Here is a 24,735-nt window from a genome sequence, read left to right on the forward strand (position 1 = left end):
GGAATGTATCAGCACTCACAAAGTGAGGGCGTAGCTTGACATCAAAGATGTCATTCTAAGGGGATTGGGGATGTGCCTCCAACAAGCAAACAGCGTTCGTGTGATCACGAAGGCACTGCTTGCCACTTTGTTTTGAAATGAATGAAACCATTGGAATTATCTATGTTTTTGAAGAAAAGGAGGGTTAAATGCAACAGGAAGAAATGAGAGAAACAGAGCTTGCATTTCGGATCGCAGATAGAATTATCAGCATTCAGGAATGTGACGATGGATATGATTATTCCATAATGGATGAGAACTACAGAGAGATTGACGGTGGGGTGTATGATAATCCGGAGATTAGTATTCGTGAGGCATTAAAGGATATTATAGAAGACTTAAAACAGAATCCGGATACGAACGGCGCTAAGGGAAATATTTCTATGGAGTCTGAATTAGTTCTTTTGGATTTTGATGAAGTCACTATGGAAGAGGAGGAAGCAAACCGAATCGGGTCTGCAGTTTATGATAGTTGGGTGGTCATGGAGTTTAAGGCTAAGACGGAACAATGTTTTCAACCGATTAACGCTCTTAGTGCAACAGAGATTGAAGAAATTGTCGAGGAATATGTAAATGCAAAGTTAATGGAAAATGATTTTGATGCATCTATTCGCGGAGTGGTTTTGTCCGGTAGTAGGTGTAGAGGATTGGAAGGAAAGAATTCTGATTTGGATGTGGTTGTTGAGCTACGTGGGAATGAAAGAGAAGATGATTTGTTCAACCTGTTTCATGAAGATAAATTTTCCATTGGTGGAATACGTGTTGATATTAATCCCATCACAGAATATAAAACCGGAACGCTGGAGGAATATCTGCCTGGGGTGGAGAGGTATCTGGAAGAGAAACGACAGAAGATATCAGTAAGAGAAAAGCTGAAGGAGAAGAAGTCTGAGATTCAAGTGAAGTACGAAAAAGTGGATAAGGGTAGCAAGAAGAAAAATGAAAAGGTGAGATAAGAATAGTTAAGTAAATGGGCGAAGTTGTGGCTATCGGTGGCTGTGACTTCGCCCGTTTTTGATATTGACCTTTATGCAATATTTATCTCGAATTCAAGCATAAGATGACCAAAATTATTTATAAAATAAGTATATTGAATTGGGTGTGTTTGCTTTAGCTTTTGATATCTATTACAGTGGGAAGGTTCTAAATGAACACCAAAACCGCAATACATACAACCATTTCTGCTATAGCCCATCTCATAGAGCTTTGGAATTGTTACATTATATTTGGAGATGTATTCGAGGATATCTTCATCTGTCCAAAAAGACAATGGGCGACTTTGATTATCATTTCGTTCGTGAAATACGTTGCATCCATATTCTAACCAATCTTTTTCGCGTTGGTAACTTTCGGAGGCAAGAATGCCTAAGATGGCGCATTCTAGTCCTAGTTCTTTTGCTTTTCGACGAAGAGGCTCTTTTTTTAGTTTGTCACAGCACTTATCTGAAATTGGTAATTCTTTGTATTTATCATATTTTTTAAAGTTACGGTTAATGTAATTTTGCGAATTTTGCTTTGTGCGTTCAGAAAGAGCATGCTGATATGTTCTTATGGCACTAGATACCCGTTTGGAAAACATCGGATATCCATATCGTTCAACTACTTTTTTAAATGTCCAAAGTTCTCCTTGGCAATCTATGGGAAGGACAGTAATAATGTTTGTGCCGTTTTTTTCCTTTTCCCATTTAATATGCTGAATGGTTTCGGGATATTCATTTGTTGTATTTGCAAACAAGTGCAAAATATTAGGGTACATGTTTTTGGCAATGTGGGAAAGGACGGTTGAATCTTTTCCGCCGGAATATGAAATGTATACTTTATCAAGTCCAAATTCCATGACAGCACATTTTATCAGATATTTTGTTTGAATAATCTTGGACTCAAGATTCATTTCGCGCAATGATGCTAATGTATGTCTGCGTTCAGAGAGATATGCAGTGTGTTCAGTACCACACGTTATACAGTATCTGTGATCTGAGGGATAAACATTATCAGCAGTAAGTTCTTCTAAGCATTTTTTACAAACCATCTTTGTTTTTCTCCTCTCAATAATGTATAAAACTAACAAAAAGTTTGTATTTATTATATAATACAAGAATATTGTTAGTCAAGTGATGAAATACATAATATTATTGTATTTATTGCTATTTTCGTGTATAATTTGTATTTGGTATGATTATGCACACTGGGTGGATTATGCCCTTTTGTATCATTTACTATGATGGAGTATGAAAGACATGCAAACAATAGGAAAACGATTAGCAGAAATAAGAAAAAGTAAAAAATACAAACAGACAGAGCTGGCTGAAATGTTAAATGTCTCGCAGCAAGTTATTAGTAATATCGAAAGAGGTGTAACAGCACCGGATATAGAGCAACTTAAAAAATTTGCTGACATTTATAATATATCGCTTGATCAGTTGGTGGGCAGAGAGTTTTTTGGCGATGATGCAGATGATGTGGAACGAAAAATTATAAGTTATATCAAACAAATGGACGACGAAGGAAAGGAGCTGAGCCTTGGTTTATTAAGTCAGGTAGCTCAGCATCGAGGTAGCAACGATGGCAACGAATAGTTATTTTAATGAGAACACGCTAGAAGAACTGATAGAAGAAATCAAATATGTATATCAGTCAGATAAGCGCCCTTGGGTAATTGGGTATAGCGGAGGAAAGGATTCTACGACCGTCGTTGAATTGGTTTATAAGATGCTTTTAACTCTTCCCAAAGATGAAAGAAACAAGAATGTATATATTGTATCTTCGGATACTCTTATTGAGAATCCATTAATAAAGATATATCTCAGTAAGATGAATAAACTTCTTGGAGAGGCAGCGGTAAATGATAAATTACCAATTATTTCAACAATGGTAACACCACCGGCAGACAATTCATTTTGGGCAAATGTAATAGGTAGAGGATTTCCTACTCCAAGAATGAACGGAACGTTTAGATGGTGTACAGACAGATTAAAGATAAATCCTAGCGCTGATTATATCAGAGATGTAATAAAAAAAGAAGGCGAAGAAGTTGTTGTGCTTTTGGGAGTTCGGAAAGCTGAGAGCGAAGCACGTAGAAGACGAATTGAAGGAAGAGAACTTGCAAATCGTCTTATGAATAGACACGAAACTATTCAGGATGCATATGTATATAACCCGATTGTTGAATTAACTACTGATGACGTTTGGGATGTACTGTTAAGACTTGATGGTGGAAAAACTCCTTGGGGATCAAATAACAATGAACTTGTGGCATTGTATGCGGATGCAGATAGTGGAGAGTGTCCTTTTGCTGGCGTTCATGCAGGTGGTCAGACACAGTCTTGTGGTAATTCAAGATTTGGATGTTGGGTTTGTACTGTTGTTAAAGATGATAAGTCTTTGAATGGATTCATCAGAAGCGGACATCGTGAATTAATCCCATTGGCTGAATTCCGAACATGGATTATGAGTATTCGTGACAAAGACGAATATAGAGAGAAAAAGCGTAGGAACGGAACCGTTTACGAAACAAAGACCGGGGAAATGGGATACGGTCCATTTACCTGGGAGGCAAGAAAACTTATTTTGACAAAACTGATAGAAACTCAGCAACAGATGGGATATGAGCTGATTACCTTGGAAGAACTTAAGGCAATAGATGAAATTTGGGATGATGAGTTAGATTTATCAAGACGTACATTAGTTGAATTATACGAAGAATTAACCGGGGAAAGATTACCTTGGTATCAGTATAAAGAACCACTTGTTGATAAAGAGACTGTTGATGAATTGGAAAGATTGGCAGTAGCGAATGATGTACCATTTGACTTAGTTAGAAATATTATTTTGTCTGTTTACCATAATAAGAATTTTTCTAACCAAAGAATTATGAAAGACGCAATGGAGCGCTTGCTTAATCAGCAATGGCTTCATCATGAAATCCTAAAGGAGATTGAAGATGAAAATAAATAAAATAGTGTTATACAATTTCAACTCCTATGAGGGATTGAATGAGTTTGATTTTACAAGTGATGATAGTAATAAAAATATTATTCTGATTGGTGGAAAGAATGGTGCAGGAAAGACATCGTTGTTTACTGCCATAAAAATCGCTTTGTATGGACCGTTGTCTTTTGGATATGTAGGGGTTAATCCGAAGTATATTGCAAAAATAAAAGATTGCATTAATTCAAAGGCTTTTCAACAAGACGTAGTAGAGTCACGCGTTCAGATATCAGTGTCTTTAATGGTTGAGCGAGAAGTTAAAGAGTATGAGATAACCAGAGAGTGGGATTATACGAAACAAAAGCTAGAAGAGAAATACTATGTTAAAACAGATGGTTGTTTGTTAGATGAACAAGAATTGTCATATTTTCAGAATTATTTGCAGGGGATGATTCCACCAGATTTGTTTGAATTCTTCTTGTTTGATGGAGAAGAAGTGGGAAGCATTTTCTCAACAAGTACCTACAATTCATATGTAAAGAATGCGATTTATACATTATGCGGATTAGATATCTTTGAAATTATTCGCAAGTATACTACGGGATATGCAGGTAAAGCAGAAAGTACAGATGAAGAAGAGATATATGCGCAGTATGAAGAACTGCGAAAAAATGCTGAAGAAATAGAGACAAGCTATACAGAACTCGAGGCCCAAATTGAGGCTGATAAAGATGAGCTAGAAAAGGTTGAGACTGAATTAATGGAGGTTGAAACTGCATTTAAAAATGCTGGCGGAATAACTGAAGTTGAGCGTCAAGCACTTTTAAAAGAGTTCTCGGAGATGGAGCATACAAAAACAGAAGCTCTTACAAAAATCAAAATGTTTGTTGAAGGTTTAATGCCATTTTTTATTCTTCGGGATTTTACAGGAAGAATTTCTGACCAGTTAGATTTTGAGGAAAAGGGTGAGATTTATTATTATGTTCAGCAAAAATTAAAGAAACAGGAAATAAAGAATACACTAAATGGGAATCAGGAAGTTAGTGATGCTACTGTTGACGCATTGATGGAGTTTTTACTGAAGAAATTCAAACCGAAAGGATTCAAAGAAGGTGCACAGCCTGTTCATGATCTTTCAAAGGAGGATTCTGGAAGAGTTAATGCAATGATTTCAGCAATTGATGATTTCGATGTTGAGGCCATGGTTAAACTGGTTGGAAAAAGAAAAGCAGCAGCCGATAGAACTATGGAAATCAATCGTATTCTAAAAAATGCAATGAAAGATGAAGATGCAAGAAGATTTGCTGAAAAAGAGAATGTGTTGCTGAAAAGGAAAGATGAAATTTTATCGAGAATTCACAAATTTGAGATGCGTTTAAATACAGTGAAAGAAGAGCTGACAATTGCGATTCAGCAAAGAAATCATGCGTTCCAGAGCATCAAGGATAAGGCTCGGAATAAACATGTATTTGAATTAAGTACCGGCTTATCGCAGATGATGGGAATGATGCTTGAGAACAAATCTGAATCGATTAAGCGAGATCTTGAAAAGCTTATTGTTCAGAATTTGCAGCGCATATACAGAAAGAATAATTTAATTACTCATATTGAGATAGAAGATGATTTCCAATTCAATCTTTATCAAAATGTGAAGTACAGTACAACAGAGCTGCTTTATTTATTAAAGAATCTTGGAAAAGAGGTGTTTGCTCAGGAGATTGGAAAGCAGGGTATGAAACTTCTGTGTGATGAATATAAAGTTGATACAGTGCCGCAGTTGCAGCAGGCAATAGAGGCTGAAAAGAAGAAAAAAAGTCTTGATTTATTTAAGCGTATTGACATCAGTCGCTTGTCAAAGGGAGAACGACAGATATTTATTTTGTCTTTGTATTGGGCAATTATTGAATTATCCGGTCAGGATATACCATTTATTATTGATACTCCTTATGCACGTATTGATGCTAATCATAGAAGAGAGATATCAGAGAAGTTTTTCCCTAATATCAGTAAGCAGGTAGTTATTCTTTCAACAGATGAAGAAATCAATGAAGAGTATTACGAGATTATCAAGCCTTATATCGCAAAGGAATACCTTCTAATAAATGATGAAAGTCAAAACAGAACTACTGTTGAAAACCATTATTTTTTCGAGGTGTAAGCAATGATTTTTAGATTAAAAACTTCAAAGAGAACTCAGGAAATATTCCAAGAGTTGGAAAATAGAACAAATTATAAGCCGTACACTTTAGTGAAACATGCTATAGCATGGTCGCTTAAGGAGAATACCTCTGTGGCTGATTATGAATCGGATTCTGATGGACTGGATCTCAATAGACAGACAATTACAGGAGATAATGAAACATACTTTAAGGTGTTAATTGAGGAAGTTGAAGGCAGATATTTACCGGAAGAAGAATTCTTTCCTAAATATGTAAAAGCGCATATTGATAGAGGAAGTGAGTTGTTACTTGATATGTATAATCATGCAGGGAATATGGATAAATATATACTTCAAGTATTAGGAGTGGGTGATACCGTATGATTTATTTTGATAATAGCGCAACATCTCCTGTGGATGAAGAAGTGTTGGATGCAATGCTACCTTATCTTAGGGAAGAATATGGAAATCCTTCAAGTAAATACTATTGTAAGGCAGTTAATGCCCACAATGCGGTAGAAGAAGCACGTGCCAAGGTCGCAAAACTAGTAGGAGCTAATCCGCAAGAAATTGTTTTTACAGCTGGGGCAACGGAGAGCACGAACTTTATCATCAAAGGGTATATGGACTATCGTCGTTACTACGGAGATGGAAAGAATCATATCATTACATCGGTTGCTGAACATAAGGCTACTTTGAACACATGCAAGTATCTCAATGGTGATTTGTATTCAAATAATGACCCGACAGTAACTTTGTTTGGTGGCAAAAAAACAGTGAATAGAGGATATGAGGCTTCCTTTGTTGGTATAACTGAAACCGGTGAAATCTTGGTTACAACAATAGATGAAGCAATTAAGAATAACACAGCTATGGTATCTGTCATTTATGTGAATAATGAAGTTGGAACCATTAGTAATATTTCTGAAATTGCTAAGTTGTGTGCAAAGAAAGGGATTGCAATTCATTCTGATTTGACACAGGCCATTGGGAAAATGGCAATAGACGTTCACGGTTTGGGTATAGATTTTGCATCATGTTCGGCACATAAAATCTATGGCCCTAAGGGAGTTGGTGCCGCTTTTGTAAAGAGTGATGCATATGGCATTCCACCTATTACAGCCTTCATGCATGGCGGAGAACAGGAGAATGGTTTTAGGGCGGGAACTTTGGCTGTTCATAATATTGTTGGATTTGGTAAGGCTGCAGAAATCGCATTAAGAGATTTGGCTGCAAATGAAACAAGAATTTTAAGCCTTGATCAGATGTTCATTGCTGGTGTAGCGGCAATACCGGCTATCTCTTTGACAAATAAATCAGATAATAGACTGCCTGGAATTATAAGCATAGTGGTTGATAAGAAGGATTTTAATAACGAGAGATTTATTAAGCATATTAGTGATAAAGTTGCTTTGTCAACTGGTTCTGCATGTAGCGCAGGGGAGCCTTCATATGTAATAACAGCATTAGGATTGGAAGATAAGGTTTCAAAGGTGTTACGAATATCATTAAACAAATATACAACAGAGGAAGAAGTCAATCAGCTGATAAAGATATTGAGAGAAGAATTGTAGAAGGTGAACGTATGAGAATTGTAGATGCATTGGTTGAAGTTCTTAAAGATAATGAGAGTTTAACATATAAAGAAGCATACTTAAAAATTAAAGAGAGAAACTTATACCAGTTTGGTGCAAAGGATCCAGAGGCGGCAGTCAATGCGAAACTACGGTGCCATTGTGAAGGATTAGATTTCCCGGGCGCATCACCAGTTAAATACTTTACCATCGTAGGGCAAAAAGGGACGAGAAACCTTTATGCCTTGGTTAAGGAGAATCAAGAAGGGCAGATTGAAAAAGAAGAGGCAAAAAAGAAAAACAAACCTGTATCAGAGGATGATTTATTACCAGAAGAAAAAATAGATCTTACCTATCTCTTTTATAAAAACAATATTAAGAGACAGATTTTAGACCATATATTAGATTGCCATCCGAGTTTCTTTGAACAGTTGGTAGTTAATCTTTTACTTGAAATGGGATATGGATCCGATGAATTATCTGGTCGAGTATTGGGTAAATCGCACGATGGCGGAATCGATGGTGTTATTTATGAGGATAAGCTCGGATTAAGCAAGATTTACATACAGGCGAAAAGAAATGATAGTGGAAACACTATTGGCAGACCGCTGTTGCAGGCTTTTGTTGGAGCTATGCAGGATGTTCAAAAAGGTGTATTTATAACAACATCTTCTTTTACAAAAGAAGCAAGAAATTATGCTGAGAAACAGCAGCAAAAGAGTTTGAAGCTTATAGATGGAGATTTGCTCGCAGAACTGATGGTTAAATATGGAATTGGCTTAGAAAAAGTACAGACATACACGGTATATAAGATCAACGAGGATTTCTTTGAGTAATACGTATCGGGGGTAAGCATCATGGCAATGATGATAGATAGAAAACCTGAATATAAAGGCGAAGGTAAAGTATGGGAGAGTCTTTCTGATAATTTACCAGGAGAGGCTATTGTATACAATAGTCGTGAGATTAACGGAAGAGAGTTTGATTTCTGCATTCTAATGAAGAATGTTGGAATGATTATTATTGAGGTAAAAGGCTGGTTGGCAGACAGTATTTTTGATGTGGCTGGAGTAGATGAAATAATAATTCAGGGATATGACAAACCTGAGAAATCTCCAAAGAAACAAGCAAGGGCTTACAGGTTTGGATTACTAAATTTAATAAGCGACAAATACAATGTTAGTCCATTGATATTTGATTTGGTTTGTTACCCTTTTATTTCAAAGAAAGAATATTACGATAAAAGGTTAGATATTGTATCTGAAGAGGCACTTACTCTTTTTAAGGAAGATTTGTCAGACCCGATTCGTTTAGGCGATAAGTTGCTTAACGCATATAATCAGTGTAAATCCATCCCTCATGCTGAAATGGATGATGATTTGATGGGGAAAATCAGACAGCACTTTGAACCTCATTTTCAGATGAAAAAGCCTTTAGAACTCAGTAATCAAGTTCCATATTCGGTGGTAGTTGCCAATGCCAAGAAACTTGCAAAGAAGCAGATTCATGATATCGTAGATAGCTATTTGAAAGGTACAAAAACGATTATTTTTGTTGCTTCTGAAGAAATGGCAGATTCTATTCTTTATGTTTTAGAGGGAGAACTGAACGAAAAAGGTGTATTAGCGGAAAAGAACAATCTTAAATTACAAAAAGATGCGGAAAACAAATTTGCTGTAAAGAATAACGAGTTTAGAATATTTAATTTAGAATTGTATGTAGTAGAAGACTTGACAGATATGCTGGAAGAAACTGCAACAATTTATGAAGGTGACTGTTCGTTTGAAGAAAAACAACTGTTAGAAAAACTAGCAGAGAAAAGTACATTTAATATTCAGCAGTATTTTATCGAGCACGCATCACCGGAAAAAAACATTTTGGTCAGAGCAGGAGCAGGAACTGGGAAAACATATTCAATGGTTTCAAGAATTGCTTTCCTCTGCAATAAATATGAAAATCCAACAGTCAATTTGATTGAGGATGTTGCTATGGTTACCTTTACAAACGATGCAGCAGACAATATGAAGAATAGATTGAAGCAGATGTTTATAAACTATTTCGTATTAACATCTAATCCTAAGTTTTTGAAATACATTGAAGATACTGATTTCATGCGTATTTCAACGATTCATAAATTTGCCCGTGAAATTATTAAGGAAGCATCCATGCAAATGGGATTAGGTGATAATTTTGCAATTACCTCTGGCGACTATATAAAAGAGCAGATATATGAAAAGTATTTAAATGATTTTATTGCAAAGAAAGAGGCTGAAAATCCAAACTTTATCAATGAAATAAAGCTGCCTTTATATCAATTTAGAAGAATGTTGGTAGAGTTTTCAAACCAGCTTTATAACAAGAGTATTGATATAAAAAAAATCAAAGATGAGGAGCTAGGACAGGCTCCGGGATTGCTTCCATTTTTTAATGAAATAATAATGGAGGTTATTATTGCTGCAGAAATAGAGTATGAGACTAGAATACAAGAAAGCAATAAGATTGATTTAAGGGAAACGATGATCATTCTGAATGATGTTGTTAACCAGAAAGATAAAGAAAAAACACATTTAGATTATAGATATATTTTTATTGACGAATTTCAGGATACCGACGACGCACAGATAGATTCATTTTTGAAGATACAACAGCTTATAGGCGAGAAGTGTAATTTATTTGTTGTAGGCGATTTGAAACAGAGTATTTACCGCTTCCGTGGTGCGACAATTAGTGCTTTTAAGAGATTAAATGCGACTCCGGATAAGTGGGAAGAACATACGATAAATACAAATTATAGAACAGATTCCAGATTGCTTGAAATAATGGATGAGATTTTCCAAGGAATGGGAGCCAGTTCTTGGTTGCCGTATACTTTTGATGCAGATCATTTGGTAAGTAATCTAAGTGGAGGAGCTAAAGAAGAAGAGCTGTTTGAATGCGTTTCATTCCATGGAAAAAATGATGAACAATTTAAAGTTTTACTTGGATTACTAAAGAGAGAAAAAGAAAAAATTATTGAATTAGAAAAGACAAGAACGTTAAGCAAAGAAGAAAAGACAATCGCTATACTCGTAAGAGAAAATTGGCAGATTGAAACCATCATAAAAGGATGTAAAGAACTAGATGAAGAGATAGAAATTGAAACAAAAGTGGGCGGAGATTTATATCAGTTAGATTCCACGATTGATTTTTGCAAGTTACTTATGGCGTTGACAAATCCTGATGATCCAGTATACCTTGTTAACTTTATAGAATCAAATTATGTAGATATGCCACTCTTGTATCAAGGGCTTCAAAATGAGGAAAAGAATGTTCAAACAGAGAAGCTGGTTGAAGCTTTAGATAAGTATTTCATGGCGCGAATGAATAAGTCTTGGAACGGATTAGTAGCGTATGTCCAGGCAAATCCGGTTTTGGTTGTTCTTAAGACAATATTTGAAACATTGCAGCCTTGGAACCAATATAGCGATGATATTGATAAGCAAAGATTTTATAAGTCCAATTATGAGCTTTTGATTGAGAAGATTATAAAGTCATATAGCGTTGATTACTTGACGTTAACAGTTATTGCAAACTCTATTCAGATTAATATTTTAACAAAGCAACAAGAACTTGCCAGAACTGTCGCAGAGGATGAAACGGGAATTAAGTTCCTGTGTACAACTGTACATAAGGCCAAGGGATTGGAATATGGAACAGTAATATTACCGTTTACAGCTCAGGCTATTGATAATCTGAAAAAGGCTAATACGGATGTAAATTACAGTAATTCGAAGTTGGCGTATTCGATTAAGGTTGATGAAAACAAAAAGGATTGTAATTCGAATTATGATTCGCAGGAAGAGATTGGACAACGAATCTGTGAGGAAGCACGAATTCTTTATGTTGCATTGACGAGAGCAATAAGAAATTGTATCTGGATGAAGGATGCAGATAAAAAATCCAACATGAGCTGGAGTAGGTTTTTGGAGGTATAAGGGATGCCGTTTTCTATTTATACATACAGCAATCCATATGAAATAAATAAAGAATTATACTGGGATTCCATAAAGAATTGCCCTCATTTTTGCGTGTCACAGACAATGGCAAACGGAATGATGGGAACCTATGAAGAGATGGCGGCTGGTAAGGTGTCTACTGTTGAGAATTTGGTAAAAGGACTCTTCGCTTATTGGGAGAGCGTTGAATGTAAAATCAAGCAATATACGGTGATAGACGAAGCTATCAACAGATTGAATATTGCTGAAAACGAAGAAAAAATTAAGCAGTCATTGAGATTCAACAGAAAACAGCTCAGCAATAGTTTGCGTATTTTGTTTGAGTTGGATATGAGCATTGAAGAAATGCGGACTGAATTGATGACCGAAGAACAACGTCATTTGGTTGAACTTTACAGCATAATAAGAAAATCTGATTTGCTTCAATACTTTACGCTGAAAAGGCATTTCTCTGAGAGCGATATCGAAAATGCAATTCGTGAAGGAATGAAACTTGAGCGTGAAGAAGCTGACATAAGTGCTGTTGATATGGATACGATTGTAATTCATGGAGTACATCAGTTTTCACCAATGATTCTTCAAACGCTTGAATTGGTGGCGAAATATAAAAGAGTGATTCTTTTATTTAATTATCAGCAGCAGTATAAGAATGTATATCAAACATGGATAGATGTATACTCATCATTTGATTTACCTATTAAAAGTCAGTTTACTAATGAATTTAGGCCTAATCCATTGCTGGCAAATAGTTATGAGGGGAATCTATTAGCAGACAGAATGGCAAATTTAATAGAGGGACATCCAGAAGAAAATGAAGAAGAATGTCCTTTTGAGGTGATGGAGTTTGATAACAATACAGAATTTGCCAGCTATGTTGCAGGTGTGTTTGAGGATGCATTGAAACGCCAGGAAAGAGATAAAGATGCAAGAAGATCAACTCTGTATTATATGCAGGAACAATTCTATGCGGCTAATAATAGTGTAAATAACATTCTCAAGATTTATTATCCTGAACAATTTGGTGAACGTCATTTCTTGACATACCCGATTGGTCATTTTTTCCTTTCCATCACCAATATGTGGAATGCAGAGGAAGGTGGCATTCAAATTGAAAATATGAATGATATTGTTGAATGCTTGAATTCTGGATTTATAAAGGAGGAAATGCCAGGAAAGCTTTATTCCATTTTCAATAGAACAAAAGAGTTCTTTATACGTGCGGAGACAATAGAACAGATAACAGATTTATTAGGAAAACTTAAAAAGAGAATTGGAAAAGCAGCGAAGGATACTACTGAAAGACGCATAGGAAGCAGATTGGTATACTTTGACGTTACACCGGAGGAGATAGATACACTTGTTGCAGCTTTGGAACAGTTGGATCAGATTACAAAGCTTTTTTATGCTGATTTCGAGGATACAGAGAATAACTTTAAAAAGTTTTATAGGAGAATAAAAGAGTTTCTTGAAACAAGAATACTTGAGGCGGAAGATCTGGAGGACGAGTTTAGAGATGTGGTAAAGCGTGTCCTCATTCGCTTGGAAGAAATAGATAAAATTGATGCTACCGGTTCATTTGATGTTCTGAAAGAGACGATGGCATATTATCTGAAACAAGAGGCTAAGAAGGGAATTAGTGCCAATTGGATTGTCAGAGATTTTGAGCAAATTGATGGCGATATATTAAAGAGCAAAAAACAAAATAAAGATATTGTATATCATTTTGCGTGTCTTTCAGATAATGATATGAACGTGACTCGTAGAGATAGATTTCCATGGCCTTTGGATGTAACTTTCTTTGAAGTTGCGCAGGATCCTATTGACTGGAAGTATCAGGTTTACGTTAAATCTAGAAGAGAATACAAGAATTTCAAACGATATGCATTGATATATGGTCTCCAGTTTAATAGGGTTAAGTTCAAATTAAGTTATGTGAAAAATGTAGATGACAAAGAGAATGAGATGTTTTATTTGCTGAAGATTCTTGAGGCAAAGAAAGCGTATCCAAAAATAGAACCCGCTGGAGCATTACCAGAAGCAGTAAGTCATTTTCATTTCGATATTGATACAGCTAATAACTATGGACAATATGATTTATATCGTTATCGGATTTGCAAATATAGATTCCTTTTGGAATCTACAATAGAAAAGAGAGCAGTGTTCAGGGATCATTTTCTACTTTTGAAATATCTGGAAATATTATTGGAGAATGCAGCAAGAGTAACTCTTCAAGGCCAGATTGCCACTGAAGATATGTTGCTTGACACTTTGAATGATGAATATAGAAAGCTAGAACGAAAGTTTGAGTTCGTAAAAGATATGCATACTGAGCGTATGGATATTATTACTAATGCGAAAAATTATTTACAGAAAAGTGTATTACGGAACAATACAACATTTCCTATGATAAGTCCGACAGATGATACATATATGAAAAAAAGAGAAGAGTTTATATATCTTCAATTAGGCAATGGTGATGGAAGCTTCTCAGGATATTTCAAGGAAGCTCATCAAGGGGAAATAGAGACGAGGTTAAGTAGTAATCGTGTTAACGCAGCTGGTTACGCAAAATCTTGTGATGAGTGGTGCCAGTATTGTGCTGTAAGAGAGATTTGTTTAGAACCATATAAGTACGAAAGAAACTAACGATGAAAGGGTGAGACTATGTTACGGGAGAAGATGTATGTGCGCTGTCCGATTGATCATGACATGATTAATCCGCGTGATTTTTTGATGGGGCAAATTACCAAAATAGATAGCTTCGCAGACACTGTCGAGGTTGTGTTTAATGACCCATTTAATTATCGAGTGTACTACGACAACTTCCCGAAAACCGCTCCGCTTCCAACCTCAATGGTGCAAAGATGTCAGTTTTTTGTTGGTTCAATTGTTCTCTATGAGAAAGAGAAGTATAAGGTTGTTTCCTGCGTAAAAAAGGAAGATGAATTATATGATTATTATATTGAGAATCTGTATGACAAGTCATTAATTTGTGCTCCGGAAAATAGAATTACAGCTCCATTTACAGTTGGCAAGGTTGATCCGGCTTCTCAGCTACAACATTATGAATTTCAAAATCCTTGCTGGTTGTTTGGCAGAAGTATTGTTACAAAGACAATGAATGTTCTTGATAATTCAATTATGGGATTTAAGGAGTTGGCAGGATGTAAGATTTTTCTTATGCCGCATCAGCTTAAATCGATTATGAGATGTCTTCAGGAAGAAGTTTGTAGATATATGTTAGCTGATGAGGTTGGTATGGGTAAAACCATTGAGGCTGCATCAATTTTGAAAGTCTTCTTCTCAAGGCATAGTAATGTTAACGCATTGATTGTTGTTCCAGAATCATTGTTAGAACAATGGAAAACAGAATTGTTCTTGAAATTTGACCTGTATGAAGGCAAAAACGAGAACAATAATTTTATTACGTTTGCAGAGTTGGAGACAGCTTCAGATCAAGAATGTAAAAAGCATTGGGATTTTACAATAATTGACGAAGCACACAGATTGTTAAGATATAAGGCATACTACGATTCTTTTCATAGATTGAGTCGTAATACCGATAATCTGCTTTTGTTAAGTGCTACACCAGTTCAGCAGAAGCGATCTGATTATTTGGATTTACTTCGCTTGATTTTGCCGGAAAAATACGATTCATGTACAAAAGAGCAATTCGATGAGTTGGTTGAAAAACAGGGCAATATTACTAAAGCAGCAGCAATGGTACTATCAAATATTGAGGATTTAGATGAGGTCATTAGGGACTCATTAGAAGCAGAAGAAGATCCACACGATAATGAAGACAGTGAGGATTTCTACGAAGATATTTTGCGCGGATTTAGAAAGCTTTATAAAATTGTCGGAGATGAAATGCTCGAAGAGATGTATGAGAAAGCAGATTTTGATGACGAAGACTTGGGACTCCATCATTTTAAGATTGCCATTTCATATTTGTGTGAAAACTATCAGATTGAAAAGAACATAATCAGAAATAGAAGAGATACGCTTGAAGATTTACCGGAGCGACAGCTGACTTCGCTTCCATATGTGTTGGATCCAGATAAGAATTTTTATGAATATGGTGCATATCAGGATTTAGTGACATGGATTACTGAAAAGGAATTAACTGAGGAGGAGTTTGAAAAGATATTCAAACCTCTTTTTGGAGCGTTCTTTAGTTCACCATGGGCATTTGAGCAGCAGGTTAAACTTTTGGAAACAGATGGGGTTATTATACCGGATAGCTTAAAAGATAATCTGCGTAGATGGAAAATGTATGAGCAAGATATTGCCGACAATATAGTTGATGTGCTGGATGAACCCGAAGAACATACTTCCAGAATAGTGCAGACTATGTATTATCTCGATGAATATGCAACTGATTCGAAGGTTGTGTTATTTACAAATTATAAAGAAACCTTTGAATTGTACGCAGAAATGCTTGCCGATTTCTATACGAAGGATGGTTTCAGCTGTTTTAGAAGAGGTATGTCTGCAGATGAATTAGAGGTTAATGTTTGTAAATTCCAAAATGATAGGAATTGTACCATCATACTTTGTGATGAGTCAGGTGGAGAAGGTAGAAACTTCCAGTGTGCAGATTATGTGGTTCATATTGATTTGCCATGGGATGCAAATGCGATAGAGCAGAGAATTGGCCGACTGGACCGTATGGGAAGAGAGAGTGGAAGACCTATCGTGTCAGTGGTTCCGTATGCAGAAGAAACATTAGAAGAGGAATTGTTTAGATTCTGGGATAATGGCTTGAAGATATTTAATCATTCATTGAGTGGATTGGAAATCGTCATGAATGATATCAATAATGCGATAGTATCTGCCATCATTAAAGATTTCAGATTTGGATTAACAAATGAAATACAGAATGTAATTGATAGATCGGCAAGACTTAAAGAAGAAGTACGAGAAGAACAGCATTTTGATACAGCTGCTTATATTTACAGACCAATGAATCAGGAATTAATCAGTCTGGTTAAGTATTACAACCGCAATGAAAATAAAATGTTTGCAGATGCAATGCTTCAGTGGGCAATTCTTTCTGGATTCAGGGATGTCGTGGAAAGAGATGAAGTTATAAGTTTTAACGATAATTCGTTTTCAACAAAATCAGCCGAAAACTCATTGCTAATTCCGCCGAATTGGGATTCGTATTTTGCACAGAGGCAAAATCAATTTATTAGTAAGATACATGAGTTGCGACAAGATAAGCAAGATAAGAATACATCCCATTATAGTCGATCAATTGATGGCACATTTAGCAGAAAGAAAGCAATTGAAAATGATTATATTCATTTCTTTGCGCCAGGAGATGACATATTTGATTGTATTGTTGACAATGCCATGAGATCTTGTAGAGGTCAGGCAGCTGCTTTTGCAATGAAGGCAAGTATTAATTGGACTGGCTTTGTTTATACATGGTCACTGTATCCAAATGAAAGATTATTGATTGAAAAGGGAGTTCCGCTTTCGTATTTGAGTGCATTCAGAAACTATTTGGCTGTTGAACAAGTACAGGTACCTGTAAGAATTCGTGCAGAGGGTGATATTGCGGATGAAAAGGTTATAAGAGAGTTCAACCTTATGTTGCAACGCGATTTTGAAAGCAGTAAGGATGATATAGATCACCTTGGAAGACGTAGTAGAAATGAGGGTTTTTTACGTATATTCTCTCAATATAGAGCAACTAATATTGATTATTTTAGAAGCGCTTATCCGCAGGAAAGATGGGATGATTTGGTTAAAAAATCAAGAAAGGTTAGCAAAGATAAGGCTTTGAAGGCACTGAGGGAGCGATCACATACTGCAGAAGCTAAGGCGGAGATGGATAGAATTCTTACATCAATGATTGCCACTTCGGAGTACTATAATCAAGAACTTGAAGATTATGACAAAATGAAAGAAATATACGAAGTTGTATTAGAGAGTCTTACAAAACCGACAGTAAGACTTGAATCGGCTTGTTTCGTTTGGATGGTGAAGAAATAATGGATACGAAGGTTATAGAAACCTATGTTGAAAACTACATAAATGGCAGCGCTGGTGGTAGTATGCCTGAGATTCTAGGAGAGTATTCTGCCATTAATTACTTCCGATATAACACGGCAAAAAGATTACTTATCTGTTTTGATAAGTACAAGTCTGGAATAGCAAGTAAGGATGTCTTTTTGTGTTCTCTAAGAAATTATTTACTGGTTTTTCAGAATGAAATATCAGTTCCAGAAGGAGTGATTTCGCCGGACAATGAATATGGCATTATAAAAAATGCTGACGGACTGTACTATGCAAGTCTCGAAATGCCAAATTATATTGACTCTTTTTTCGTGGATCAGGCTTTCCAAAGAAAGAAGGTAGGGACTGATGCGGAAAAACAGAAAGAGGTATTTTATGGAAATAATGCGTACATTTATAATTTGACGCACTATAAGGAATTCAAGTCTTTAGAACAGAAACTAGCTGTGTTTGGTGCTCTTAATACACCAGAGGGATACACTACTTTGGTTTCACTTCCAACTGGTGGTGGAAAAAGTTTAATAACACAAACAATGGTATATCAGCAGGAGGGATTAACAATTGTTATTGTCCCTACTGTATCATTGGCAATAGATCAGGTGCGAAATGCTAAAAACAATATTAAACATAATACCGATAATGAAATTTTCTGTTATTACAGTGGTATTGAATTAGAGCGTAAGAATGCACTTAGAAATGCAATAAAAGCTGAGACAGCAAGGCTTCTATTTATATCTCCGGAGGCACTTATCAGAAACACTGAATTTGTGAATATGATTGCCGAAGCTAATGCTAAAAAGTATCTCAAAAACCTAATTATTGATGAAGCACATATTGTAATTGAATGGGGAGATTTTTTCAGAGTTGATTATCAATGTCTTGAACCATGGAGAAATGAACTACTGGTAGTTAATTCCCAGCTTCGTACAGTTTTATTATCTGCAACCTATACAAAAATGGCGGTGGCAAAACTGAAGCAAATGTTTGCAACGACCGGAAAGTGGATTGAAGTCAGATGTGATGCATTGAGACGTGAGCCGCGGTATATGCTTGTAAAAGCAAAGAGTTATTCGGACAAAAAGCGAAAAATGATTGAGTTGGTAAAGAAATTACCGCATCCGATGGTTGTATATATTAATTCGCCAAAAGAAGCTGAAGAAATCAAGAAGACACTTGTTTCTGCCGGTCTTGATAGTCTAGAGACATTCACTGGAAATACAAAGTCTGCTGAGAGAGAAAGAATTATCAAGGACTGGACAGAAAATAAAATAGATTTGATTATTGCGACATCGGCATTTGGAGTTGGAGTAGACAAAGGAGATGTAAGAACGGTTTTGCATCTGTATATACCAGATACTCCAAATCAGTATTATCAGGAACTTGGTCGTGGTGGAAGAGATGGATTGGTGAGCTTGAGTGTAATGTGTATCAATCCAGTTGATGATATTGAATCTGCCTATGGAAGAATGAGCGTTGTATTAAAACCCGAAACTATCTGGAAAAGATGGGTGTACATGTATAAAAGTCCTAAAACTTCATGGTTTAAGGGAATGATTACAATAGATACATCTGTAAAGCCAAAAGAAGGAACGGATGAGGGAAATGCACTGGATATTCAATGGAATGTATATGTGATTCTTTTGCTAAGAAGACATAATCTGATTTCGATTAAGTCAATGGTATATGACGCAAGCAATGAAAGTTACAAAATACGAATAGATATATTGGATGATTCATTGCGTAGTGAATCATTAATTGTGCCGCAGATCATAACAGGTATAAGAGATAAAGAATCTGTTGGCTTTGAAAAGGAGCTTAAGAGAATAAAGAATGGAATAGAATTTAGTGACAGAATATGTTGGTCTGAAATGTTTTATTCCACATATGATAAAGTTTCTATGTATTGCGGTGGTTGTACAAAACATCAGTATCCGGAAATGATGGAAGAAGGAAAGTTCCCATTATTATTACCTGTAAAAGAGCCTAAGAAAATAATAACACCAGAGCTGAATAAGCTGTGTCAGGGAGAAAATGAAGTCCTGGTTTTAGGCGAAGCGGATGATTTCTCTTTGATGAACCGTTATGTGAGTGCGGGTGCTAGCATAATTGTAGTTGAAGATACTGGTATTGAGAATGGTTTTGATTTAATTCTCAATATGAATAAACAGAGCAATGTAATGGTTATTGGAATCAAGGAATATCGAGAACTTTGCACACAAGGATCTAGCTATTATATTTCGGGTGGTGTAGTTGCTTTATATAATTCTGGTGCTGATAAAGCATATGAATTTTGCTCAACACTTAGAAAGTATAAGAATAACGATATTAGATTGATTCATATTGTCAAAGATGATTATTTTATTCAGAAGGTTCAAAAGCCAATATCTGCTATGGTTGATGGACCGAAGATAGATAGTTATATTTTGGAAAGGATGTAGGATTATGTTTGGAAATAGAATGCAAACGTCTGCAATACCTGAAAGAGTATATGCGCTATGTAGAGAAGTGGCAAGCAGACCGATGGATGAGAATGCGTTGAAATTGTTGCTTGAGCCGCAGAATCTGGGTGGAAAAACTCCGTATTTTGGTACTGTCAGAACTGCTGCAGAGCAATTGCAACTTATAAATACTAAGGAAAATACGATTTCTTTAGCGGTAGATAAAGATGTTGTAAAAAGTATGGATAGCATGAGACATTACATCAACATGCACTTGGAACTTGTTTCTGACAGTTTGTTTTATTTGGTGACTCAAGGATATTTGGACATGGGAACGGATGTATTCGGTCACAAGAGCGTTTCGAAAATGAGTGATGTAATGGGACGTTATATTGGGGTAAAAGTAATAGAAGATGATATGCGAGCGTGGAGATTCTGGATAGCATTCTTGGGGTTTGGATATATGCATGAACCACAGGCTGGTGCCGCAGGTATTTTGCTCCCTAATACAGCTATTTTTCTTAGAGATATTATTGAGAGCCTTAAACTTAAGAAAAAGACGGAATATAGGATAGATGAATTTGTTGATGTTATTATGCCGTATGCAAAAATAGCTTTGCATAATGCTGTGGAAACAAAGACATTTAATTACGGTTTTTCAAATGCGATTAGAATGCTTAATGATCTGGGCGTAATAAAAGCAGAGCATAGACTTGATGCTAAAGAAATATGGTCATTACATCCATGTGAAGGTCATGATCTTGAGACCACAGTTACCCATATTACGATAGGGGGTTAAGTATGAATTCAGAAGTTGCAAAACAAAGATTATCAGAAGTAGTAAGAATAGATACTATTACCAGTTCATATGGTGATTTTTTAGCTACGCATGTTCCTTTTAAGCAAATTCAATTGCAGAAGGAGTATGATTCAAATGCGGTATCCAAAACGTATACAGAAGAAGAAATATATAAACGAGTTGTATTAAATCCAAAGGATCAGCATCAGTTTGTTCTTGTAATCGGATCAAGTGGCGCGGGTAAATCTCATTTGATTAGGTGGTTTGATGCTAAAATAGAAAGGCAGAAACCAGATAGTGAGGTTGTTCTTTTCGTTCGAAGAAGTGACAACACGTTGAAGGGAACAATCAAACAGCTTTTAGAAAAGCCAGAGGTCGCATCCATTCAAAATAAAGATTTATATGAGAGATTGGTAAATGCGACATCAACTATTAGTGAAAGCAAATTGATGAATGCTATTTATCATCAATTTATTGTTGAAATTGAAGATGATAATGGTGAGGATATTGATTATATAAATAACGCTGATAGGAAGAGAATTGCACCGCTTTTAAATAATGAGTTATTTAAGGCACGTATGATGGCAGATGATGGACCTATAGCAAGAATTTATTCCAAGGTAGCAGAAAGCAGTACACCAGATAATCGCGATGTTGTTCCAGAATTTCTGCCGGAAGACTTTCAAGTTGATATAGCTTTTTGTGATAAGGTTCAATATGATGGTGGCGATAAGAAAGCTGTACGTTTACTTGAAAAGTTATATATGGAGCCTGAGGTTGCCGATGCCGTAGCGAAATATCTTAACTCAAAGGTTGATACAGTAATTCAGAGTTGTGCAGGGTTAGAACCAGGAGACTTTGAACAAGTATTTAAGGAAATAAGAAAAGAATTAAAGAGGCAAGGGAAGTCATTAACTTTGCTTATCGAGGATATTACTGCGTTTACAGGTGTCAATGAAGCGTTACTAAATGTATTGACTGTATGGCATACTGGTGAAAATGAGCAAGATGGTATGTGCAGAATTTCCTCCATAATTGGAACAACCAGCGAGTATTATAAGAGTAATTTTCGTGATAACTATAAGAATCGAGTTACTCAGTTTATTGTTATACCGGATGATGTTTTTGGTTCTAGTGAAAATGATTTATGCGAATTTGTGGGACGATATCTTAACGCAATGTCATTGCCAAAAGATGAAGTTGATGCATGGGCTAATTCAGACGGATCAGGAGATTCTTTGCCTGTACATGACGTTAATCAAGGTAAGGGCTGGGACGTTGCTGTTACAGAAGAAGGAAAAGAATTAAATTTATATCCGTTTTCAAGAAGATCAATTGTGTATTTATATAACAACCTTTTACAGGAAAACTATCGTACACCTCGATATCTGTTAAGAGATGTTGTAGAAAAAACAGTAAGAGATGCATTATGGAATTTTGATAATTTTCCTGGCTTTAAAATTGTTAATACGAATATCAATTCAAGCCTTAGAGATGCAATTCAAAAGACAGGTGTTTCAAATGAGCAGTTTGAAAGAATGTATCTTTTCATGTGTATCTGGGGTGATGCAACAACCGATACATATAAAGAGGGTGAAAATACATATATTTCGGGACTTTCAACACAAGTATATGAGGATATGGGATTTCCTCTAATTGCTGGTAAAAAGATCGCCGAAAAGCCTACAAAAACAAAGCCGGTAAGTACTAATAGTGCACAAACTTCTACAAGTACCACGGTTGTAAAAACGCCGGCTCAGATTGCGGAAGAAAAGAAAATACAAGCAGAACGAGCTCAATTAAATGAAAGTTTGCAGTCATTAGAAAATTGGGTATTGGGAGGCACAATCAATGTAGGTGCAACAACAGGTAATGTTGAATTATTATCACATGCGCGTAATGATATTTGTACCTATTTGTATTCTGCGATTGATTGGCAGGCTGAAGGCGTTTCGATGGACAACATTGATAAGATTAAAAAAGTTAAGAATCGATTAGTTGGTTTTGAACGTCAAAAAAGAGGCGAAGACCAAATGTTCTATAAACTTCCGGCAAATAGAGAAACCCAAACTATAATAGAAGCTTTTCTTGAGTGGAATGTTTTAGGTAAGGAAAGTTGGAACTTTGATGGCGCAGATAGAAGAGTATATCAGGTTCAAGTATGGACAGAGAAAATCAAACAAGAATTGATATCTTCTATAACAACATTTGAAAATCAGGAGATTGATTATTATAAACACGCGATGATTGCCGAGTTTTATAGATCAATATTTTTCGGCTCTTCTAAAGTAACAACATTAGATGGGCTTAAATCTGAACATATATTGGATAATGATATCAGAGGAATTGGAGTAAATTCTCATTCAAGGGCGTGGAATACAGTATTAGAAATTATGACAAGAAATGAAGCGGACGTTATTAATCGAAATACTGTTATACAGTACTTTAACATTATCCAAGGAGAAAGTCATGCGCAAGTATTTCTAGACCGTGTTCAGTTCGATGCTTTGGTTAGAACTGTTAAAAGTGAACGTCTTTCTGTTGACGATGAAACGATGGATCTTGTGGATCCTGTTGCACCAAGAAGGGAAGCAAGAGAATATTTAAAAAAAATATTGGATCGATTGGAGCGTGTTCAGGAAGAAGAGCTTGCAAAAGCTGGCGAAGTAATGTCGACAATTAAGGATAACTTTGGAACAATAGATATTGATGATGAAGATATCGAGGATATGGTTGAGAAAATCGTTGAATTTTACAGAACAGCTGAAGATAGTAAGTTGCCTGGAAAATATGATCAGGAATTATTTGATGAAGTGAAAAAATATTCAACATCAACAAGTAAGGCAATTAAAGAAATTGTTGCAGCGCAGAAGACGACAAATGCGTTGGACTGTATATTGGCTTTTTCACAGGATCCGATAAGGAAGGTAGAAAAATTGGATCAATTGTTAAAGAAAGTTGTTGCTGATATGGCAAAGATACAGGCTGAACTATCAGTGAGAAAAGAAAAGCTTGGTGGTGGAAACAATCCGTCTGGTTCACAAAACGTATTTGATAACGAGAAAGTCACAATTAGTGAATGCAGTAAGGTGTTGGAAAGATTGGAGGGGACAGTATGCTAATAGATACATTAAATGAATGCATAATTGATATGAAAACTGTCCGTGAAATGGAAACTGCTTCTGCTGATACCAAGAAGCAAGCGACAGCTGATTATAATTTTAAACAGCTGATTCTTAGCTTGAAACAAATGATTGATGAAGTCAATCTTGCTGTGGAAAATTCGGAATTCAGACCTTCAGAGAATGTTGTGAGCGCATTGAAGAGTTTTCTTGGGGCTTGTGATAAAATTGTTCAGGCAGGTGCGGCGAATAGTGCAACAACCCAGTATATTTCGTCAGAATCGAAGAAATTATATGCTGTTATTGGGCGGGAATGGGCGGAACATTATTCTAAAACAACAGTTAATATATTGAATCTTTTAGATACGGTAAAAGGAATTATTCCGGATGAAAGCAGGGCGACATATGCTGCAAATAAAATAAAAAAGGCAGCAACCTGGAATACGACTATTGATAATTATAATTTCTTAAAACAGGGTATGGATGAAGCGGACAAGATTCTTGAGGATTTAGAACTTGATGAAGATTCTGACATTTTAACATTTTTAAAACTTGTAAGTGAAGGAAAAGCTACATTGTTAAATATTACCGAGGAAATACTGTTGTGGATCAAATCCGAGGGACTCTCAGATAAAATAAAACTTACATTTTAGATA

The 24,735-nt window shown here is 35.8% G+C and carries 15 protein-coding genes; 14 read left to right on the forward strand and 1 reads right to left on the reverse strand.

The window, feature by feature from the left end:
• Positions 1 to 188: 188 nt before the first annotated feature.
• Positions 189 to 995 carry an LPD16 domain-containing protein gene (locus tag H0486_RS02575; RefSeq protein ID WP_228351515.1) on the forward strand — a complete coding sequence of 269 codons (807 nt, stop codon included), beginning with the start codon at positions 189 to 191 and terminating at the stop codon, positions 993 to 995.
• Between the two features lie 71 nt (positions 996 to 1,066).
• Here the strand turns inward: H0486_RS02575 and H0486_RS02580 are convergent, their stop codons facing one another.
• Entirely contained in the window at positions 1,067 to 2,068 is a 1,002-nt protein-coding gene (locus H0486_RS02580) for a phosphoadenosine phosphosulfate reductase family protein (RefSeq protein ID WP_228351516.1), read from the reverse strand.
• A 208-nt stretch (positions 2,069 to 2,276) separates the two neighbouring features.
• On the opposite strand from H0486_RS02580, the gene H0486_RS02585 reads away from it, so the two are divergent.
• Genes H0486_RS02585 through H0486_RS02645 form a run of 13 tightly spaced genes read left to right on the forward strand, consistent with a single transcriptional unit; the run spans position 2,277 to position 24,732 of the window.
• Positions 2,277 to 2,615 carry a helix-turn-helix domain-containing protein gene (locus H0486_RS02585; protein WP_228351517.1) on the forward strand — a complete coding sequence of 113 codons (339 nt, stop codon included), beginning with the start codon at positions 2,277 to 2,279 and terminating at the stop codon, positions 2,613 to 2,615.
• On the forward strand, positions 2,602 to 3,993 hold the full coding sequence (gene dndC / locus H0486_RS02590) for a DNA phosphorothioation system sulfurtransferase DndC (protein ID WP_228351518.1): 1,392 nt from the start codon (positions 2,602 to 2,604) through the stop codon (positions 3,991 to 3,993). The genes H0486_RS02585 and dndC overlap by 14 nt, the downstream gene beginning before the upstream one ends.
• Positions 3,980 to 6,124 carry an AAA family ATPase gene (locus H0486_RS02595; RefSeq protein WP_228351519.1) on the forward strand — a complete coding sequence of 715 codons (2,145 nt, stop codon included), beginning with the start codon at positions 3,980 to 3,982 and terminating at the stop codon, positions 6,122 to 6,124. The genes dndC and H0486_RS02595 overlap by 14 nt, the downstream gene beginning before the upstream one ends.
• Positions 6,125 to 6,127: 3 nt before the next feature.
• Complete coding sequence (locus H0486_RS02600; RefSeq protein ID WP_228351520.1) at positions 6,128 to 6,508, forward strand: DndE family protein; 381 nt, start codon at positions 6,128 to 6,130, stop codon at positions 6,506 to 6,508.
• Positions 6,505 to 7,698, forward strand: coding sequence for a cysteine desulfurase family protein (locus H0486_RS02605; protein WP_228351521.1), 1,194 nt, complete (start codon positions 6,505 to 6,507; stop codon positions 7,696 to 7,698). Before H0486_RS02600 ends, H0486_RS02605 begins: the two co-directional genes overlap by 4 nt.
• Positions 7,699 to 7,709: 11 nt before the next feature.
• Entirely contained in the window at positions 7,710 to 8,534 is an 825-nt protein-coding gene (locus tag H0486_RS02610; RefSeq protein WP_228351522.1) for a restriction endonuclease, read from the forward strand.
• Between the two features lie 21 nt (positions 8,535 to 8,555).
• A complete protein-coding gene (locus H0486_RS02615; RefSeq protein WP_228351523.1) occupies positions 8,556 to 11,672 on the forward strand; it encodes a UvrD-helicase domain-containing protein in 3,117 nt (1,038 codons plus the stop codon).
• A gap of 3 nt (positions 11,673 to 11,675) precedes the next feature.
• Positions 11,676 to 14,339, forward strand: coding sequence for a hypothetical protein (locus H0486_RS02620; protein WP_228351524.1), 2,664 nt, complete (start codon positions 11,676 to 11,678; stop codon positions 14,337 to 14,339).
• An 18-nt stretch (positions 14,340 to 14,357) separates the two neighbouring features.
• Positions 14,358 to 17,696, forward strand: a complete 3,339-nt coding sequence (locus H0486_RS02625) for an SNF2-related protein (RefSeq protein WP_228351525.1) — start codon at positions 14,358 to 14,360, stop codon at positions 17,694 to 17,696.
• Positions 17,696 to 20,158, forward strand: a complete 2,463-nt coding sequence (locus tag H0486_RS02630) for a DEAD/DEAH box helicase (RefSeq protein WP_228351526.1) — start codon at positions 17,696 to 17,698, stop codon at positions 20,156 to 20,158. The genes H0486_RS02625 and H0486_RS02630 overlap by 1 nt, the downstream gene beginning before the upstream one ends.
• Positions 20,159 to 20,162: 4 nt before the next feature.
• A complete protein-coding gene (locus H0486_RS02635) occupies positions 20,163 to 20,957 on the forward strand; it encodes a hypothetical protein (RefSeq protein ID WP_228351527.1) in 795 nt (264 codons plus the stop codon).
• Positions 20,958 to 20,959: 2 nt separating this feature from the next.
• Positions 20,960 to 24,079, forward strand: a complete 3,120-nt coding sequence (locus H0486_RS02640; RefSeq protein ID WP_228351528.1) for a hypothetical protein — start codon at positions 20,960 to 20,962, stop codon at positions 24,077 to 24,079.
• Positions 24,073 to 24,732 carry a hypothetical protein gene (locus H0486_RS02645; RefSeq protein ID WP_228351529.1) on the forward strand — a complete coding sequence of 220 codons (660 nt, stop codon included), beginning with the start codon at positions 24,073 to 24,075 and terminating at the stop codon, positions 24,730 to 24,732. Before H0486_RS02640 ends, H0486_RS02645 begins: the two co-directional genes overlap by 7 nt.
• The last annotated feature ends 3 nt before the right edge of the window (positions 24,733 to 24,735 follow it).

This window comes from Variimorphobacter saccharofermentans (assembly GCF_014174405.1).
In the GTDB taxonomy this organism is placed as follows: domain Bacteria; phylum Bacillota; class Clostridia; order Lachnospirales; family Lachnospiraceae; genus Mobilitalea; species Mobilitalea saccharofermentans.

What these genes read in the sequence shown, in the direction of transcription:
- H0486_RS02575 (WP_228351515.1), top strand. Translation starts at nt 189, where the DNA reads ATGCAACAGGAAGAAATGAGAGAAACAGAGCTTGCATTTCGGATCGCA.
- H0486_RS02580 (WP_228351516.1), bottom strand. Translation starts at nt 2,068, where the DNA reads ATGGTTTGTAAAAAATGCTTAGAAGAACTTACTGCTGATAATGTTTAT.
- H0486_RS02585 (WP_228351517.1), top strand. Translation starts at nt 2,277, where the DNA reads ATGCAAACAATAGGAAAACGATTAGCAGAAATAAGAAAAAGTAAAAAA.
- dndC (WP_228351518.1), top strand. Translation starts at nt 2,602, where the DNA reads ATGGCAACGAATAGTTATTTTAATGAGAACACGCTAGAAGAACTGATA.
- H0486_RS02595 (WP_228351519.1), top strand. Translation starts at nt 3,980, where the DNA reads ATGAAAATAAATAAAATAGTGTTATACAATTTCAACTCCTATGAGGGA.
- H0486_RS02600 (WP_228351520.1), top strand. Translation starts at nt 6,128, where the DNA reads ATGATTTTTAGATTAAAAACTTCAAAGAGAACTCAGGAAATATTCCAA.
- H0486_RS02605 (WP_228351521.1), top strand. Translation starts at nt 6,505, where the DNA reads ATGATTTATTTTGATAATAGCGCAACATCTCCTGTGGATGAAGAAGTG.
- H0486_RS02610 (WP_228351522.1), top strand. Translation starts at nt 7,710, where the DNA reads ATGAGAATTGTAGATGCATTGGTTGAAGTTCTTAAAGATAATGAGAGT.
- H0486_RS02615 (WP_228351523.1), top strand. Translation starts at nt 8,556, where the DNA reads ATGGCAATGATGATAGATAGAAAACCTGAATATAAAGGCGAAGGTAAA.
- H0486_RS02620 (WP_228351524.1), top strand. Translation starts at nt 11,676, where the DNA reads ATGCCGTTTTCTATTTATACATACAGCAATCCATATGAAATAAATAAA.
- H0486_RS02625 (WP_228351525.1), top strand. Translation starts at nt 14,358, where the DNA reads ATGTTACGGGAGAAGATGTATGTGCGCTGTCCGATTGATCATGACATG.
- H0486_RS02630 (WP_228351526.1), top strand. Translation starts at nt 17,696, where the DNA reads ATGGATACGAAGGTTATAGAAACCTATGTTGAAAACTACATAAATGGC.
- H0486_RS02635 (WP_228351527.1), top strand. Translation starts at nt 20,163, where the DNA reads ATGTTTGGAAATAGAATGCAAACGTCTGCAATACCTGAAAGAGTATAT.
- H0486_RS02640 (WP_228351528.1), top strand. Translation starts at nt 20,960, where the DNA reads ATGAATTCAGAAGTTGCAAAACAAAGATTATCAGAAGTAGTAAGAATA.
- H0486_RS02645 (WP_228351529.1), top strand. Translation starts at nt 24,073, where the DNA reads ATGCTAATAGATACATTAAATGAATGCATAATTGATATGAAAACTGTC.